Source organism: Photorhabdus caribbeanensis (assembly GCF_018448885.1).
Taxonomy (GTDB): Bacteria; Pseudomonadota; Gammaproteobacteria; order Enterobacterales; family Enterobacteriaceae; genus Photorhabdus; species Photorhabdus caribbeanensis.
In genome coordinates this window covers 43,479-60,490 of the sequence record NZ_RCWB01000028.1, presented here as the reverse complement: position 1 = coordinate 60,490, position 17,012 = coordinate 43,479, and the positions used below count along the sequence as shown (strand labels likewise).

19 protein-coding genes and 1 pseudogene are annotated in these 17,012 nt (G+C 39.8%); 11 read left to right on the top strand and 9 right to left on the bottom strand.

The window, feature by feature from the left end:
- Window positions 1-119: 119 nt before the first annotated feature.
- Both ansA and pncA read left to right on the top strand, forming a co-directional pair.
- Window positions 120-1,139: an asparaginase gene (ansA, locus tag EAE90_RS17140; RefSeq protein WP_214054490.1), complete on the top strand. Its 1,020-nt coding sequence runs from the start codon at window positions 120-122 to the stop codon at window positions 1,137-1,139.
- Between the two features lie 12 nt (window positions 1,140-1,151).
- On the top strand, window positions 1,152-1,790 hold the full coding sequence (gene pncA / locus EAE90_RS17135; protein ID WP_214054489.1) for a bifunctional nicotinamidase/pyrazinamidase: 639 nt from the start codon (window positions 1,152-1,154) through the stop codon (window positions 1,788-1,790).
- Window positions 1,791-1,852: 62 nt separating this feature from the next.
- Here the strand turns inward: pncA and EAE90_RS17130 are convergent, their stop codons facing one another.
- Window positions 1,853-2,122 carry a YeaC family protein gene (locus EAE90_RS17130; RefSeq protein ID WP_214054488.1) on the bottom strand — a complete coding sequence of 90 codons (270 nt, stop codon included), beginning with the start codon at window positions 2,120-2,122 and terminating at the stop codon, window positions 1,853-1,855.
- An 82-nt stretch (window positions 2,123-2,204) separates the two neighbouring features.
- On the bottom strand, window positions 2,205-2,615 hold the full coding sequence (msrB, locus tag EAE90_RS17125; RefSeq protein ID WP_214054487.1) for a peptide-methionine (R)-S-oxide reductase MsrB: 411 nt from the start codon (window positions 2,613-2,615) through the stop codon (window positions 2,205-2,207).
- Window positions 2,616-3,080: 465 nt separating this feature from the next.
- Here msrB and gapA point away from each other — a divergent pair, with 465 nt between their 5' ends.
- Together gapA and EAE90_RS17115 are read left to right on the top strand one after the other, a co-directional pair.
- Complete coding sequence (gapA, locus tag EAE90_RS17120; protein WP_049581362.1) at window positions 3,081-4,076, top strand: glyceraldehyde-3-phosphate dehydrogenase; 996 nt, start codon at window positions 3,081-3,083, stop codon at window positions 4,074-4,076.
- Window positions 4,077-4,202: 126 nt separating this feature from the next.
- The gene (locus EAE90_RS17115; RefSeq protein ID WP_214054486.1) at window positions 4,203-5,081 is read left to right on the top strand and encodes a D-hexose-6-phosphate mutarotase; all 879 of its coding nucleotides are present in this window, start codon (window positions 4,203-4,205) and stop codon (window positions 5,079-5,081) included.
- Between the two features lie 86 nt (window positions 5,082-5,167).
- On the opposite strand, the gene EAE90_RS17110 is transcribed toward EAE90_RS17115, so the two are convergent.
- The 4 genes from EAE90_RS17110 to fadR form a co-directional block, all read right to left on the bottom strand.
- Window positions 5,168-5,920 carry a MipA/OmpV family protein gene (locus EAE90_RS17110; RefSeq protein WP_214054485.1) on the bottom strand — a complete coding sequence of 251 codons (753 nt, stop codon included), beginning with the start codon at window positions 5,918-5,920 and terminating at the stop codon, window positions 5,168-5,170.
- A 299-nt stretch (window positions 5,921-6,219) separates the two neighbouring features.
- Window positions 6,220-7,302 (bottom strand): catabolic alanine racemase DadX, encoded by a 1,083-nt coding sequence (gene dadX, locus EAE90_RS17105; protein ID WP_214054484.1) that lies wholly within the window; start codon window positions 7,300-7,302, stop codon window positions 6,220-6,222.
- Window positions 7,303-7,308: 6 nt separating this feature from the next.
- Window positions 7,309-8,619: a D-amino acid dehydrogenase gene (locus tag EAE90_RS17100; protein WP_214054500.1), complete on the bottom strand. Its 1,311-nt coding sequence runs from the start codon at window positions 8,617-8,619 to the stop codon at window positions 7,309-7,311.
- A gap of 517 nt (window positions 8,620-9,136) precedes the next feature.
- The gene (gene fadR, locus EAE90_RS17095; RefSeq protein ID WP_214054483.1) at window positions 9,137-9,865 is read right to left on the bottom strand and encodes a fatty acid metabolism transcriptional regulator FadR; all 729 of its coding nucleotides are present in this window, start codon (window positions 9,863-9,865) and stop codon (window positions 9,137-9,139) included.
- A 222-nt stretch (window positions 9,866-10,087) separates the two neighbouring features.
- On the opposite strand from fadR, the gene nhaB reads away from it, so the two are divergent.
- Both nhaB and dsbB read left to right on the top strand, forming a co-directional pair.
- Window positions 10,088-11,635, top strand: a complete 1,548-nt coding sequence (nhaB, locus tag EAE90_RS17090) for a sodium/proton antiporter NhaB (protein WP_214054482.1) — start codon at window positions 10,088-10,090, stop codon at window positions 11,633-11,635.
- Window positions 11,636-11,816: 181 nt separating this feature from the next.
- Window positions 11,817-12,326: a disulfide bond formation protein DsbB gene (gene dsbB / locus EAE90_RS17085; RefSeq protein WP_214054481.1), complete on the top strand. Its 510-nt coding sequence runs from the start codon at window positions 11,817-11,819 to the stop codon at window positions 12,324-12,326.
- A gap of 119 nt (window positions 12,327-12,445) precedes the next feature.
- Here the strand turns inward: dsbB and EAE90_RS17080 are convergent, their stop codons facing one another.
- Window positions 12,446-12,763 carry a putative hemolysin gene (locus tag EAE90_RS17080; RefSeq protein WP_214054480.1) on the bottom strand — a complete coding sequence of 106 codons (318 nt, stop codon included), beginning with the start codon at window positions 12,761-12,763 and terminating at the stop codon, window positions 12,446-12,448.
- A 53-nt stretch (window positions 12,764-12,816) separates the two neighbouring features.
- Complete coding sequence (locus tag EAE90_RS17075) at window positions 12,817-13,149, bottom strand: DMT family transporter (protein ID WP_214054479.1); 333 nt, start codon at window positions 13,147-13,149, stop codon at window positions 12,817-12,819.
- A gap of 380 nt (window positions 13,150-13,529) precedes the next feature.
- Between EAE90_RS17075 and EAE90_RS17070 the strand changes: the two genes are divergently transcribed.
- Window positions 13,530-13,679 (top strand): hypothetical protein, encoded by a 150-nt coding sequence (locus EAE90_RS17070; RefSeq protein ID WP_214054478.1) that lies wholly within the window; start codon window positions 13,530-13,532, stop codon window positions 13,677-13,679.
- A gap of 300 nt (window positions 13,680-13,979) precedes the next feature.
- On the opposite strand, the gene EAE90_RS17065 is transcribed toward EAE90_RS17070, so the two are convergent.
- The gene (locus tag EAE90_RS17065) at window positions 13,980-14,459 is read right to left on the bottom strand and encodes an Hcp family type VI secretion system effector (RefSeq protein WP_011146791.1); all 480 of its coding nucleotides are present in this window, start codon (window positions 14,457-14,459) and stop codon (window positions 13,980-13,982) included.
- Between the two features lie 425 nt (window positions 14,460-14,884).
- Here EAE90_RS17065 and EAE90_RS17060 point away from each other — a divergent pair, with 425 nt between their 5' ends.
- From EAE90_RS17060 to EAE90_RS17045, 4 genes and pseudogenes are all read left to right on the top strand, one after another.
- Window positions 14,885-15,886, top strand: a complete 1,002-nt coding sequence (locus EAE90_RS17060; protein WP_214054477.1) for a hypothetical protein — start codon at window positions 14,885-14,887, stop codon at window positions 15,884-15,886.
- A 1-nt stretch (window position 15,887) separates the two neighbouring features.
- On the top strand, window positions 15,888-16,295 hold the full coding sequence (locus EAE90_RS17055) for a hypothetical protein (RefSeq protein WP_214054476.1): 408 nt from the start codon (window positions 15,888-15,890) through the stop codon (window positions 16,293-16,295).
- A gap of 29 nt (window positions 16,296-16,324) precedes the next feature.
- Entirely contained in the window at window positions 16,325-16,732 is a 408-nt protein-coding gene (locus EAE90_RS17050) for a hypothetical protein (protein ID WP_214054475.1), read from the top strand.
- Window positions 16,733-16,761: 29 nt separating this feature from the next.
- Window positions 16,762-17,012 (top strand): annotated as a pseudogene (locus EAE90_RS17045) (hypothetical protein); the annotation flags it as partial.

Here is a 17,012-nt window from a genome sequence, read left to right as displayed (position 1 = left end):
CCATAGCAATGCATGATTCCAGGTAATAGCTCGATTAATTTAGCCTGACAAACCCTGTCAGGCTTTTTTTCTTCTGTAATACTCCTATAATCCAGCTGATCTTTTTATGAGGTACAGTCATGCAGAAGAAGTCTATTTATGTCGTCTATACTGGCGGAACCATTGGGATGCAACACTCATCTCAGGGATACATTCCCGTTTCCGGGCATTTACAGCGCCAATTAACAAAGATGCCCGAATTCCATCGACCGGAAATGCCGACATTCACCATCCGTGAACATCAACCACTGATTGATTCTTCTGATATGACCCCAGAAGACTGGCAGTTTATCGCTGATGATATCCGAGAAAACTACCATGATTATGATGGGTTCGTGATCCTGCATGGTACGGATACAATGGCATTTACGGCATCTGCCCTCTCCTTTATGTTTGAGAATCTGGGTAAGCCCGTCATTGTCACAGGGTCGCAAATCCCTCTGGAAGCACTGCGCTCTGATGGGCAGACAAACTTATTGAATGCGCTTTACCTTGCCGCGAATTACCCAGTTAACGAGGTCAGCCTGTTTTTCAATAATAAACTGTTTCGTGGGAACCGGACCGTCAAAGCACATGCCGACGGTTTCGATGCCTTTGCTTCACCGAACTGTTCGCCATTAATGGAAGCCGGTATTAACATCAAAACTTTCAATGCTTGTCCTGCCCCAGTCAGTCATGGTGAATTTATTACCCATCGAATTACCCCTCAGCCAATTGGCGTAATCACCATTTATCCTGGTCTTTCCAGTCAGATTGTGAATAATATTTTAATGCAGCCGGTTAAGGCTCTCATCCTGCGCTCGTATGGCGTCGGAAACGCACCTCAACACCCTGAATTATTGAAAGAGCTAAAACAGGCAACAGAGAGAGGGATCGTGGTTGTTAATTTGACTCAATGCATTTCCGGCCGAGTAAATATGGAAGGTTATGCCACGGGCCATGCTCTGGCCGAAGCCGGGGTAATAAGCGGCTACGATATGACTTTTGAAGCAACTTTAACCAAATTGCACTATTTACTCAGTCAACCTTACAACGATGAAAAAGTTCGTTATTTAATGCAACAAAATTTACGTGGTGAATTAAGTTATACTGATAAATAATCAAGGAAAGAGATGAAAACAGCCCTATTACTTATTGATCTACAGAACGACTTCTGTACCGGCGGCGCTTTAGCCGTAGAAGAGAGTGAACAAGCCATTGTTGCGGCAAATCAGGCAATTGATATTTGTCTGAAACACAATATCAGCATTATTGCCACTCAAGACTGGCACCCGGCTGAACATATGAGCTTCGCAGTAAACTCAGGACAAAAGATCGGTGATATCGGTATATTAAACGGTATTCCACAAGTATGGTGGCCGGTACACTGTGTTCAAGGTCAGCCTGGCGCTGATTTCCACCCACAGCTAAACAAGCAGGCAATTGTTGAGATTTTCCACAAAGGTGAAAATCCACAGATCGATAGCTACAGCGCTTTCTTTGACAACGGTCATCAGAGTAAAACTCGGCTCGATGACTGGTTGCAAGCACAGCAAATTAAACGCCTGTTTATTATCGGTATCGCTACTGATTATTGCGTGAAGTTTACCGCGCTGGATGCGCTAGCATTAGGTTATGAAACCTGGGTCATTACTGATGGTTGTCGAGGGGTTAACCTCAGCCCAAATGATAGCCAATCAGCATTCAACGAGATAAAAGAGAAAGGCGCTATATTGATAGAACTTGATCAACTAGAAAACGCTCTCCTCTGATATCAATCCAAAGCCAGGCTGAGTTTACGCACTCAGCCTTTTCATCACCTACTTGCCAAAGATTATGGCTTGAATGTTGCCACCATTTCAGATTGAAAGGTCGCTTTCAGTTCTTGTTTACTCTTCATCACCAACTGACCGTCAGTACCAATTGTCATATGTTGCGGATCATGGTTATGCCTCGACTGCCATAGCATAATCATCTGCAAACTATTCTCTTTCTGCTCTACCGTTAGAGGCACACCATCCTGCCATTTACCCAGTTCTACCGCCTGAACCAAGCGTTGATATATTTCTGGCGTCATTACAGATAACAGATCATCCAGTTCCATTGATATTTCCTCATTATTTTCCAGAATTAGCTGAAACGATTTTTTGCGTAAATTAAGATTATGTCCGCAATAACAAAAACGACTAACCTACTGTTTTTTCGCCTGTATTTTCATCAGTAAAGCTTAATGCAGCCGAGTTGATGCAAAAACGTTCTCCTGTCGGTTGCGGGCCATCAGGGAACACATGCCCCAAATGAGCATTGCAATGGCTACAACGTACCTCAATACGATGCATATTGTGACTATTATCATCAAAATATTGCACTGCATCATGAGTAACAGGCTGGTAAAAACTCGGCCAGCCACAACCAGAATCAAATTTAGTGTCGGACATAAATAATGGCTGCTCGCAGCATAAACAATGATACACGCCACTTTTCTTATTATGTAGCAATTTCCCTGAAAATGGCGGCTCTGTGCCAGCATTCTGGGTTACATGACGCTGAATATCAGTAAGTTCTTTATAAAGGGAAACATCAGGATTCTTAGCCATAGCGACCACCTTAATAAGATTCATGTTCTCAATAAAATTGATTAATAATAACAAAAAATTAACATTACAGTAGTGGAATTTATTTTAAGCGGTTAACTGAATCTGTCTATCCCCTATGGATTTCAAGATGCATCGCGACAGCAAGGGAGCGAATCCGCGGGAGCATAGATAACTATGTTACCGGGGTGAGTGAGTGTAACCAACAAAGAGGCAACTTGAAAGATAACGGGTATATCCTACTATTTGTGATGTAACTCGCATATCTAACCAATTAACTTTCAATATCTGTCTACGCCTTGATAATGATGGGCGGCTCGATTGCCAGTATCCGATAGCAAGCGTCTAAATGGTGAACTCAAAGCTAATGTTTTTCGGCTATTGACACGATTCCGCTTGACGGCTGGCAAGGTTTTGGTAACTTTAGTAATAATTTTTAATTCACTAAAAAATAGCTGGTGGAACACTATGACTATCAAAGTAGGTATCAACGGTTTTGGTCGTATTGGCCGTATTGTTTTCCGTGCTGCACAAGAACGTTCAGACATCGAAATCGTTGCAATCAACGATTTGCTGGATGCCGAATACATGGCTTACATGCTGAAATACGATTCAACTCACGGTCGCTTCAACGGCACTGTTGAAGTAAAAGACGGCCATCTGATTGTTAACGGCAAAGTTATCCGCGTTACAGCAGAAAGAGATCCAGCTAACCTGAAATGGAATGAAGTGGGCGTTGATGTTGTTGCAGAAGCAACAGGTATCTTCCTGACTGACGAAACCGCCCGTAAGCACATTGCCGCTGGCGCGAAAAAAGTTGTTCTGACCGGCCCGTCCAAAGATGACACGCCTATGTTTGTTATGGGTGTTAACCATAAAACTTATGCAGGCCAGGACATCGTTTCTAATGCTTCCTGTACTACTAACTGTCTGGCGCCGCTGGCTAAAGTTATCAATGATAAATTCGGCATTGTTGAAGGTCTGATGACCACTGTTCACGCAACAACCGCAACTCAGAAAACCGTCGACGGTCCTTCTGCGAAAGATTGGCGTGGCGGTCGCGGCGCTGCTCAAAATATCATCCCATCATCTACCGGTGCGGCTAAAGCGGTTGGTAAAGTTATCCCTGAACTGAACGGTAAACTGACTGGTATGGCTTTCCGCGTTCCTACTCCTAACGTATCGGTTGTTGACCTGACTGTGCGTCTGGAAAAACCAGCCACTTATCAACAAATTTGTGATGCAATCAAAGATGCTGCTGAAGGTGAACTGAAAGGCGTTCTGGGCTACACCGAAGATGACGTCGTATCTAACGATTTCAATGGCGAAAAACTGACTTCTGTATTTGACGCCAAAGCAGGTATCGCTCTGAACGACAACTTTGTGAAACTGGTTTCTTGGTATGACAACGAAACCGGTTACTCTAATAAAGTTCTGGATCTCATTGCTCACATCGCCAAATAACTGAGCAACTTCCTTGCCTGAAAAGAGCTGCCCTTCCTCGGCAGCTCTTTTGTTTCAATCTGTGTACAACATGCGTTATTCTTGGAACCATGCCATCTCCCAGCTTTGGTTCACAAGGTTATACGGATGAACGATAAAATCTTTTCATTACCGATCGCAGAACAAATTTCTCCCGCTATTAGCCAACGAAATATAGATGGCTTCCCACTGATAGTCGTCTCTCATCCTAAAGTTCGTGGTGCAATCAGCCTGCAAGGAGCACATCTCATCGCCTGGCAACCCAGTGGCGAGGAGCCGGGGTTGTGGTTAAGCAAGAAAACCACATTTGCAGCAGGTACTGCTATCCGCGGTGGTATTCCCATTTGTTGGCCTTGGTTTGGTTCCTCAAGAGCACCAAGTCACGGTTTTGCCAGAATTCTTCCCTGGGAATTTAGCGCACATAATGAACATGAAAATGGCGTCATCCTCACTTTCACGCTAAGAGACAATGAATATACCCATAAATTGTGGCCTCATGATTTCACCTTGATTGCCCGTTTCAAACTGTGTGAAACCTGTGAAGTGGAACTGGAAACCTATGGTGATTATCAAGCAACCTGTGCCCTACACACTTATCTGAATATAGGCGATATTAATCAAATTTCAGTCAGTGGCTTAGGTAAACATTTTATTGATACAGTTGCTGACAAAGCGCAATACACAACAACAGAAGATCTGATTTTCAATGGTCGTACTGATCATATTTATACCGAGCCAGAAGATTTTAATCTGATCAGGGATAAATCGCTGAAACGAACAATTGAGATTCACCATTATCATCACAGTGATGTTGTATGCTGGAATCCCGGCGTCCAACTATCAAATAGAATGAAGGATATGTGTGATGAAGATTATAAAAATATGGTTTGTGTAGAAACGGCTCGTATCAATAAGCCATTGATCTCTAAAGATGATAGCCCAGCCCACCTTTCGGTTTTGATCCGTTGTCGGAAAGACTATCAGTAAATACCTCACTCATTCACATTAAAAAGACTGAATACTATCTGGCGTAGCGAATTCAGTCTCTATTCAATATTAATTGCTACCGGCAATTAAAAACTATATGTAATACCTGTCCAGACGATACTTGAATATGATTTATTAACCATTGGACTATCTTTAATTTCACTCGGTAAACGCTCAACACGTCCCATCATAAATGCAGACCATTCCTGGTTAAATTTATAATTAGCAGATAATTCCACATAAGGAGTCCAGCTATCATCTGGCGTATATTTTTCTAGTCCGCTACGGCGCGATTCATTACCTTTAATGCCATATTCATAACGATTTTGTTTTTTACTATTCCAAACCACACCTACCCCTGGTTGTAATGACCAATCATCACTTTTAAATTCATACAAATAAGCCAGGTCAATCGTTATGCCTTTACTTTTACTCAAAGTATCCGCAGCAAAAGAGCTACGCAATGTTCCCCAATCTTCAATATGACGATAGCTAAAACCGCCCATCATAGTATCATGACGACGATCCAGCTTTTTCAGCTGCTTATCTTCATTATCTTTTGGGCGGAAATTTTGAGGATAGTAATAGACATCTAAAGATAACTTATCTTTTGGTTGATTCCACAAATAATACCCGGCGGCTAAAGTATGAAAATAGAAATTGTCACTTTCATAATTAACCATTGGAACAAACAACACTTTATCTTTTTTCTTCACCCCTTTATAAGGTGATGCCTCAGCTAAAACAGAGGCGCCAATTGACCACTGCCCCGCATAAGCTAAAGATGAAGAAAGACAGCAAGTGACGACTGTGGCTAAAATTTTAGCTTTGTTGATCATGATTAACTATTTCCTTTAAAACAATTATGCGATTAGCTATTATCAAGTGTAAAAGATCATTTCCCTCATTTCCAAGTAATAATCTCCTATTTTTCTTAAAGAGCACAATATGTCTAGTCCACGCTCAACTCTTCTGACGAAAATAGACAGATGATACAAAACAAAAACATATTAATTTAGCGAAGGCGGTAAGTTATTTCCTGAAATAATACCAGACGCCAACTACTATTTGACACTCTGTCTAGTATTTGGCGACATCTGGTATTTAACAACACCTGGTACTTAACAACACCTGGTACTTAACGACATATAGATACCGGGACCCGATTTGCCAATGCGCACAATAATTCGTAACCAATTGTTCCAGAAATCTCGGCTACATCATCCACCGGCAAATTTTGCCCCCATAATTCAACAGAACTGCCAATTTGGGCCTGTGGACAAGGCGTTAAATCCACCGACAACATATCCATTGATACTGTACCTAATACTTGGGTTCTAACACCATTGACTATAATCGGCGTCCCCGTCATTGCACGACGGGGATAACCATCAGCATAGCCACAGGCAACTGTACCAACTCGCATAGGACCCGGTGCTGTATATTCACTACCATAACCAATTTTATCTCCTGCTTTGAGATTCTGAATGGCAATAATTTCACTTTGCAGGCTCATCACTGCTTTCAATCCAATATCGGCAATATCTTTCCACTTTCCACTCGGTGAGGCGCCATACAACACAATACCGGGGCGTACCCAATCTCTATGAGTTTGTGGATGCCACAAAGAAGCGGCTGAATTAGCCAGACATTGAGAAATATCCAATTCCTGACTGACCGAATTAATAACGTTAAGTTGTTCAGCAACGCTAATCTCCTTATTATCCTTATCCGCATTCGCAAAATGTGACATTAATGTTATTTGCCCAATTTGCCGGATACGCTTTGCCGATGATAACACCGTTCTATATTGATCCGCAGGAAATCCTAACCGATTCATACCGCTATTGAGTTTGAGATAAATATCAATCGGCCTACTTAGATTGGCCATCTCTATTGCTTTCAGTTGCCAATGACTATGCACTACGGTTATTAACCGATATTCATCAATTATCGACAAGTCTTCGGGTTTAAAAAATCCTTCCAATAGCAAGATTGGCCCCTGCCACCCCCGCTCCCGTAATAAAATCGCCTCATTAAAATCAAGTAAAGCAAATCCATCAGCCTGATCGAGATCCTGCCATATACGACTCAAACCATGCCCATAAGCATTGGCTTTAACAACAGCCCAGATTTTACTATTACCGACCTTATTACGAATAATCGCCAGATTATTTTCCAATGCATCAAGATGAATCGTTGCCGAAATCGGACGTGGCATATTCTATTAGCCTCTCAGTTCAGTGTGTAATTGATGGCTAAATGGTGCCAATCTTGTATTAAAACCATTAACATAACGAAATACTGACAAATCATCAAATGCAATGGCGGGCTTTTTACCCGAAATAATATCAGCCAATAATTGACTGGAACCACATGCCATTGTCCATCCCAATGTACCATGTCCTGTATTTAGGTAGAGATTGTGATATTCAGTCGGGCCAACAATTGGGGTGCCATCTGGCGTCATTGGGCGTAATCCCGTCCAAAAGCGGGTCTGAGTAATATCGCCTCCACCTGGATAAAGATCTTGCACCACCATTTTCAATGTTTCATAGCGTGCTTTAAGTAGATCTAAATTGAAGCCGACAACTTCTGCCATTCCACCCACACGAATACGGTTATCAAACCGGGTAATCGCAATTTTGTATGTTTCATCCAATGCAGTAGATACCGGAGCCCGTTCCGCATCGACAATCGGCATAGTTAATGAATAACCTTTCAGTGGATATACTGGAATTTTGACAAGACCTTTTAGCAATCCGGTGGAATAGGCTCCCATAGCAACAACATAGCTGTCTGCTGTCATCACGCCATCTTCACACTGGACGCCGGTAATTCGATCTCCTTCCACCAATAACTGTTTGACCTGTTTATTAAACAGAAACGTTACACCCGCCGCTTCCGCCATTTTTGCCAACGTTTTGGTGAAAAGCTGGCAATCACCCGTTTCGTCGTTCGGTAATTGCAGGCCCCCCGTCAATTTGTGAGCGACATGTGCTAACGCCGGCTCTACTGTCGCTAGTTTATCCGCCGTTAATAAATTGTAAGGAACACCTTCCTGCTCAAGAACAGCAATGTCATTCACGGCATTATCAAACTGCTTATTAGTACGGAATAACTGAAGCGTACCCCCCTGACGCCCTTCATATTGAATACCCGTATCTGCCCTCAACTGTTTGATGCAGTCACGGCTGTACTCTGCCAGTCGTACCATTCGGCTCTTATTTATCGCATAGTGACTGGCATCGCAATTACGCAACATCTGCCACATCCAGCGTAATTGAAACAGCGATCCATCAGGACGAATAGCCAATGGAGCATGACGTTGAAACATCCATTTAATGGCTTTCAATGGAATACCCGGCGCTCCCCACGGGGTCGCGTATCCCGGCGAGATCTGCCCGGCATTAGCAGCACTGGTTTCCTCAGCAGCACTTCCCTGGCGATCAATGACAGTGACTTCATGACCTTGCTGTACCAAATACCAGGCACTGGTTACACCAATAACACCACTACCTAAAACAAGGATTTTCATCATAGCCCTCGGACGATTTAAAATTTTAGGCAAGCATAATATGCTGTTTATAAAAAACCAATATAGAACAATCATCGGTCACGTCAATAATCTAAATTTATGATTTAGGTCACAATTGAATTACATTTATGCAACAGATTTATTTGTGACTTATACACAACCAAATTATAAAAATTAATATTAAAATCATAAAATTAAGATAATAATTAAGATATAAATCGCATGATAATTATTTCATACCAAGTCGTTATTCTGAGTTTTTCAGCGAAAAAAACGAATCAATCAAACAACCACAAGATACCAATAACCATCAATTAATCAAAATAAAAATTCAAATAAAAACCAAAGATTCAGAATAATATTCTGAAATGGAAATATTAACGATTAGCTTAAGATTGAATGAAAAAAAGAAACAAAACTCCCGGTACAGAGTATTCTGTACCGGGACAACTCAAAATAATTTTGATTTGAAACTAATAGATCTAGATTCGGATAAGGCTGGAATTAAGTAAAAATACTAACGAGATATCAGCGGCAATTCAGATAAATCACTTGGCATCGTACTTTGCATACTGTGCCAAATGACACCGCTCTCTTTACCATAGTTACGTACACATTCCATGACATTATCGTAGGATTTATCATGGCATAATATCACCAGTTGCTGATAAAAATTCAGCGCCAATTTACGCGCCTCAGGATTCGAGAAGTAATAACGCCCTATGCGGGTATATAGCCCTTTCAACCCATTGATAATAAGGCCGTAAATTGGATTACCTGAAGCAAAAGCTAAACCACGGAAAATATCATAATCTAGTGTACTAAATGATTCTGAGTTATCTTCCACCTGCTCTTTTTCTGCCAGTACTTCCAACGATTTACCCGGATTATGCCTAAAAGCTGTGCGAATAAATATCGCCGCAATATTCGTTCTTACCGCCAATAGGTTATCAATCAATTCAGGAACGCGATCGTGATCAAGACGGGCCAGAGTCTCTAAGATATTAAGACCCGATGTTTCCCAAAAGTTATTTACTTTTGTTGGTTTGCCATGCTGAATAGTTAACCATCCATCGCGTGCCAAACGCTGCAATACCTCACGCAGGGTGGTCCTTGTCACACCAATTAACTCAGATAATTCACGTTCTGCCGGAAGAATGGAGCCTGGAGGAAAACGGCCGTTCCATATACTCTCAATAATATACTCTTCCGCAAAACCTGCGGGACTTTGAGCCTTAATGACCATACTTTTGTTATTCCAACGTGATTTTTTCAACTAATAATAGATGAAATTATATCAGAATACGCAACTTCAATATAGCTATGTAGTCTAGAAAGCGTAAAGACGGTCATAAAAAAAAGCGTACTAATGCTTAACTATACCTCATTTCCCTTAAAATATTCTGCATTAAAGCGTACTATTGTTTACAGAACACGATCTTACGAATTTAGAGGAACTTTAATTGCAATGGAAACCAGTATCCTAAAAACAGCAGTAAAAAACTTTCTCGGCAACTCGCCAGATTGGTATAAGCTAGCTATCATCATCTTTCTCATCACCAACCCATTGATATTCTTCTTTATTAACCCATTTGTCGCGGGCTGGCTGCTTGTTATTGAATTTATCTTTACTTTAGCAATGGCACTTAAATGTTACCCGTTACAACCGGGTGGCCTGTTGGCAATTGAAGCTGTCATCATCGGCATGACCTCACCTCAACAAGTTGGTCATGAAATTGCTAATAATTTGGAAGTTGTATTGTTGCTGATATTTATGGTGGCAGGAATTTACTTTATGAAGCAATTACTATTATTCGCTTTCACTAAGCTCCTGCTCTCCATAAAATCTAAGCGTATGCTTGCCTTGGCATTCTGTCTGGCTAGCGCATTTCTATCGGCATTTCTTGATGCCCTGACCGTTATCGCGGTGGTTATTAGTGTCTCCCTTGGCTTCTATTCCATCTACAACAACTTTATTACCGATCAACATGATGTAATTAATTCTAAACATGACAATCACACTGACACAGCAAAAAAGAAACAAACGCTTGAACAGTTTCGTGCTTTTTTACGCAGTTTAATGATGCATGCCGGTTTAGGCACCGCCCTCGGTGGTGTGATGACAATGGTAGGAGAACCACAAAATCTGATTATCGCCAAAAATGTTAATTGGGATTTTGTCACCTTCTTTATTCGCATGGCTCCAGTTACCTTACCTGTCTTTATTTGCGGGCTGTTAGTCTGTTTTCTGGTCGAACGCTTTAAGCTGTTTGGTTATGGCGCCGAATTGCCAGAACGCGTCCGACAGGTATTGGAAGATTATGATCAAAAAACCAGCGCAAAACGAACACGTAAAGAAAAAGCGCAACTTATTGCTCAAGCGCTGATAGGCATATGGCTCATTGTTGCGCTGGCATTTCATCTGGCAGAAGTTGGTCTGATCGGCCTTTCGGTCATCATTCTAACCACGTCGTTCTGTGGTATTACCGAAGAACATGCCCTGGGTAAAGCATTTGAAGAAGCACTACCATTCACGGCATTACTGACTGTATTCTTTTCTATCGTTGCAGTCATCGTTGACCAGCAACTGTTTACGCCATTTATTCAGTTCGTATTACAGGTTTCTGAAACATCTCAACTTTCCCTGTTCTATCTGTTTAACGGCCTGCTTTCATCAGTATCAGATAACGTGTTTGTCGGTACGGTTTATATCAATGAAGCGAGAGCAGCGCTGCAAGAGGGACTCATTTCACATAAACAATTTGAATATCTGGCTGTTGCGATTAATACCGGCACTAACCTGCCTTCCGTTGCCACACCTAATGGACAAGCCGCATTTCTGTTCCTGTTGACTTCGGCATTATCGCCATTAATTCGTTTATCTTATGGCCGCATGGTGATCATGGCATTGCCTTATACCATTGTCATGACTCTGGTCGGTTTGCTGTGTGTAGAATTTCTGCTAATTCCCGTCAGTGACATGATGGTTCATTGGGGCTTAATTGCTTTGCCATAACCGGCAATAATTCACTTTATAGCCTTAACCAACCAATACCGTATTGAGCAACAATCACGCTCAATACGGTATTATTTTTCCCTGAAAAAGCCAGATTTACCTTAATTGACTTTTTTTGTCACCTGTAAGTCGGCAAAATAGGCGCTCAATTGTTTATCTTAATCTGCATGGAAAAACGGAAATGATGCGATTTTTAAACCACTGTTCTCAAGGACGAAGCGCATGGCTGTTAATGACCTTGACTGCCCTGATACTGGAAGGCTCGGCATTATACTTTCAACATGTGATGAAATTGCAACCCTGCGTGATGTGTATTTATGAACGGGTTGCTCTGTTTGGTGTGTTGGGCGCCGGGATATTGGGTACGATCGCGCCAAAAACGCCGTTACGCTGGCTGGCTATTATTTTGTGGATCTACAGTGCCTGGAGTGGCCTGCAACTCGCTTGGGAACATACAATGATACTGTTGCACCCTTCTCCATTTAATACCTGTGATTTCTTCGTCAACTTCCCTTCATGGTTGGCGTTAAACCAATGGCTTCCTTCTGTATTCGAAGCTACAGGTGATTGTTCAGTAAGACAGTGGCAATTCTTGACATTAGAGATGCCGCAATGGTTAGTCGGTATTTTTGCTGCTTACCTAGTTGCTGCTGTATTAGTATTAATCAGCCAATTTTTTAGCCGTAAATAATTATCAACTCAGACAGCCACAAATCATTGTCTGATGAATCAAATATACTCGCAGAATCATGCCTAAGGCTGCCCCTAACCGGATATCCGAACGGCATGTTCCTGCTCATATCAGTTGCCTCAAATTGATGCACAAGAACCTTGCAATAATGCCCTTTCATCACAACGCTTGCCATTTGCCAATTGGCAAACAGGTATTTGCGCACCATTTAATTGCATTGCTAAGGCAGGCATACCGCCTACATAAAAACAGATTGCTCTGACATCATCCCTAAGAGCAACTTCCGGTTGAGAATTTTCCGGTTGAGAGTATTGTACCCCCTGATATTGGGTAGCTGTTTTCCCTGCCTGGCTACTACAACCAGCTAATACAGCAATACTAAGGAGTACTCCTAATAACACTGTCTGGCATCCTTTCTTATTACTGGCGTTTAACATATCTCTTCTCCAGAAAACGATTCAGGGAAAACAGGAACACCGTTAATTATTAATTAATGTGCACTGCTGTTAGAAAGCAGGTTTATTACCATTACACCGGCAACAATAAGAGCCATACCTAAAATAGCCGCCCAATCCAGCTTCTGCTGATATAAAAATATCGCGGCAACAGAAACCAACACAATACCCAAACCAGACCATATGGCGTAAGCAATTCCTAATGGCACAACTTTGACCACCTGAGATAACCCCCAGAAAGCGATGCCGTATCCAACAATGACCAGTATAGAAGGGAATAATTTACTAAACCCATCAGAGGCTTTTAATGAAGCCGTTGCGATAACCTCAGCAACAATTGCCATTGCTAAATATGCAAATCCATTCATATCATTACTCTCTATAGTAGAAACAACAAATCGACCAATACTAATAGACAAAAACGGATTGAATTTATCACAAACGCTTTAAGGTGTAACGTAACAAAATTGATATATTTCGTTCCTTAAATCCAATTCAAACCTTATTTATCCCCGCTTAAGAGGTACCGCTCAGGCAGGAAAATCGTTGGAGATATTTTACAGAGAATATGGAAAAGTGCTAACGATAGGTTCCAGCTTTGAGATTTAGATCAGAATCATTCGCACGACACCCTTTAGGATTTCTGAGAAAACATAGCGCGGTAGAATTAAAAACGTGTACATTTATAAGCTAAAAATAATCTTATCATTTGATTAAGCAATGATGGCGACGAAACGATAAGGAAATTATGTTGCCTAACGTCGAGTCAACATATGTTACTCTTGGAGCGGCAACTGAAAGATTAGCTGCTGGAATTTACATGGCAGGTGATTATATGGGTAGTAAAGGAGGAGAATGGCTTATTAAACTTATTGTTGAATATTCAATGGGATATTAATATGAATAGAATCATTTTATTTATCTCTTATATTTATTTTTCCATATCAATAGTTATTTACAAAATAAACCAGAAAAAGATGAATAAAATTATTGAACTATATACATGTTATTAGCCGAAAAAACTAGGCAGATAACAAATACATTCACCAATAATCTTCCAATTTAATTCATTGAATAAAAGTATATTTCATTACCATTAATATAGTATGGAAACTCTTCTTTATATCAATAGCAATATACTTACTTTTAAAAACACGCTTAGCTATTAAATGAAAACTAAGCGTATAAATTGTATTTATCAATAAACCATCTCATCCCAAATACAATATCCTGATGTTCCCGCCATATGATGCCGACAAGTAATATTAACATACTGAACTGAAATAACTTCTTCCGGCTGGCCGTTATTATCATTAATAACATGCGGACAATTAACATTTAAATCACAAATCTTTGCCCCGGTGAGCAATATGGAATAAAAAAGTTCCTGTGAACCTATTTGAGAAGTCCGATAAATATCAAATGTCAACTCTAGTCTTTCATGATTAGCTGCCGCTATCATTAACAATGGGGAAGATTTATCTAATAGTTTAATGAAGTTTACTGGCTGATAATTAACATTCTGAGCAACTGTCAAACCATGATTGAATTGCAACACCATAATTTGATTTTCATGTCCATGCTGATACCGATTACCAATAGAATCTAAAGTCGAACATCCTTGAGAAATAAGCCCCTGAGATTCACCTTTTATCGTCACATAAATCATATTTGCCATAGCTATACCTACTTAATTTACCTTATATTCTGGTTCTCATTCTGAGTTATTTCCCTTTGATTTCAATAAAATAATTGTAATTTTCATAAGAAAATTGTAACAAATTGTTAATTACCTTATATAAATGTAAATATTGAAGACTCGTAGTCAGACCAAATATATAAACAAATTACGCTCACTATTACTATCCTTTAGCAAAGAAAAAACCGCAAATTAATCAATATCAACCGACAAAATCAGATTCAATTTACACATCACCGACTCCCGATAAATTCTCACTCTGTAGAGATTAAAAACCCATTTATTATATGTTGAAAATAATCCGATTATCTGATTAAGTTATGCCCATGAAGCTATCAAAAAGTTATGTTGCCTAACGTTGGGCCAGCATGTTAGCAGCTACTACGGGAACAAATAGAGTATTTATGAAAAGAAACATTCAACCCGGTTTCTGTGTTGTACAGCAACCCGGAGGATTAAGTTTTCAAGCCAGTCTGTTATTCAGCCATTCAAATAGCGAAGCGGCCCGCTATTTTATGGAATTAAATGCAAATTACCGATTCCTGAAACCGGGGCAAATTCTGCTGGTAGCAGATCCAGATTCCTATAATCCGCCCCACATAATACAGCTATTAAAACAATCTCAGTATGAAGTCAATCAATCCATTTCAGCTCTGCCTAATGAATATGCTGCGTTTTTGCATCGTCATTTTGGCCTGTTTCACTATGTACTGGATCAGGGAGGAACCTTAGTTGGCACAGCATCATCAATGGGTGACACTTATTTCTCCCAAATCAAAAAAAATCTGTCAAAGTTACAGAAGCTTTATGAAAAAGAATATCGGTTAAATGGGCTAAACCGAAAGTTTATCAGTCACGAGTTTTATATAGAAAGACAGTTGATTATGGGTAACTTAAAGGGATTATTAAATAAATTTGGCCGACTCTCTTTGAAAATCGACCAACATCCTAATTTAAAACATGCGTTAAAGTTATCAACCAAAGCCATTGCTCACCAATGGGATAAAGCAGGGATTGGCGCGATAAAGGGATATAGCCATATAATCACCCGCAGTGCTAAAATGGTTAAATGGATGAAATATGGTGGCCGAGTTGCTATTGGTCTGGATTTTATCGATACCACCGGGCAGGTTATTGATGCCTGTAATTATGGACAAACAGGACAATGTGAAAAAGTAGCTATCAAAGAATATAGTAAATTTTCCGGTCGGACAAGCCTGGGCTTTTGGGGAGGATATTACGGCGGAATTGCAGCAGGCACAGCATGTGTTGCTCTTGGAGCTGTAACTGATGGCTTAACTGCCGGACTTTGCATGATGGGCGGCGGTCTTGCTGGTGGTTATGCCGGTAGTAAAGGTGGAGAATGGCTCTTTGAACTTATTGTTGAATCTTCAATGGGACTTTAATATGAATAGAATAATTTTTATCATCTTGGTTATTTCTTTTATCTCTTCTAACATTTTTCTTATTATATCAATAGCCATTTACAAAATAAATCAAAAAAAGATGAATCAAATTATTGAATTATATATGGAAAAAGGTTTTTGCTTATCAACAGCAGCATACATGGGTCATTTGATGGGTATTCGTGGTCAGATTTATCCTGCCATATTTTTCTATAAACTATTGACAGGAAAAAGAATAAGAATAAATAGACCTGATAGTAAATATATGCCTAAAGAATCTTATAATTTCATTCAAAATTTACCCTCCAATTTAACCCACTGGATAAAGATATATTTTATCACCATTAATATAGGTGGTATGTTCTTCTTCATAATAATGATAACATTTCTATTTAGAGAATATTTTTAACTATACTGGACATTCAATGGGATTTTAATATGAATAGAGTCACTTTTATCATTTTACTTATTTCTTGCGCTTCTTTTATTGGTTTTTTCATTATATCAGCGGCTATTTACAAAATAAATCAAAAAAAGATGGATAAAATTATTGATTTATATATGGAAAAAGGATTTTGTTTATCATCAGGAGCATACATTGGGCATTTTATGGGTATTCACGGTCAGTTTTATACTGCCGCATTTTTCTATAAGTTATTAACAGGAAAAAGAATAAGAATAAATGAGCCTAGTAGTAAATATATGCCACAAGAGTCTTACGATTTTATTCAAAATTTACCCCCCAATTTAACTCACTGGATAAAAACACATTTCATTATCGCTAATATAGGTGGGGCATTTTTCTTTATAGCAATGGTAATATACCTATTTGAAAAATACGCTTAATCATACTGAAAACTCAATGGGACTTTAATATGAACATAATCACCTTTATTATTTTGATTATACTTTACACCTCTTCAACACTTATTCTTTTTATATCAATAGCCATTTACAAAATAAATCAGAAAAAGATGGATAAAATTATTGAATTATATATAGAAGAAAGACTTTATTTACCAACAGGCATAATGATACAACGCTTCGGAAGAATGCGTGATCAGATTCACGTCGTTATGTTCTTCTACAGGCTGTTAACTGGAAAAAAAATGAAGATAAATCAGCC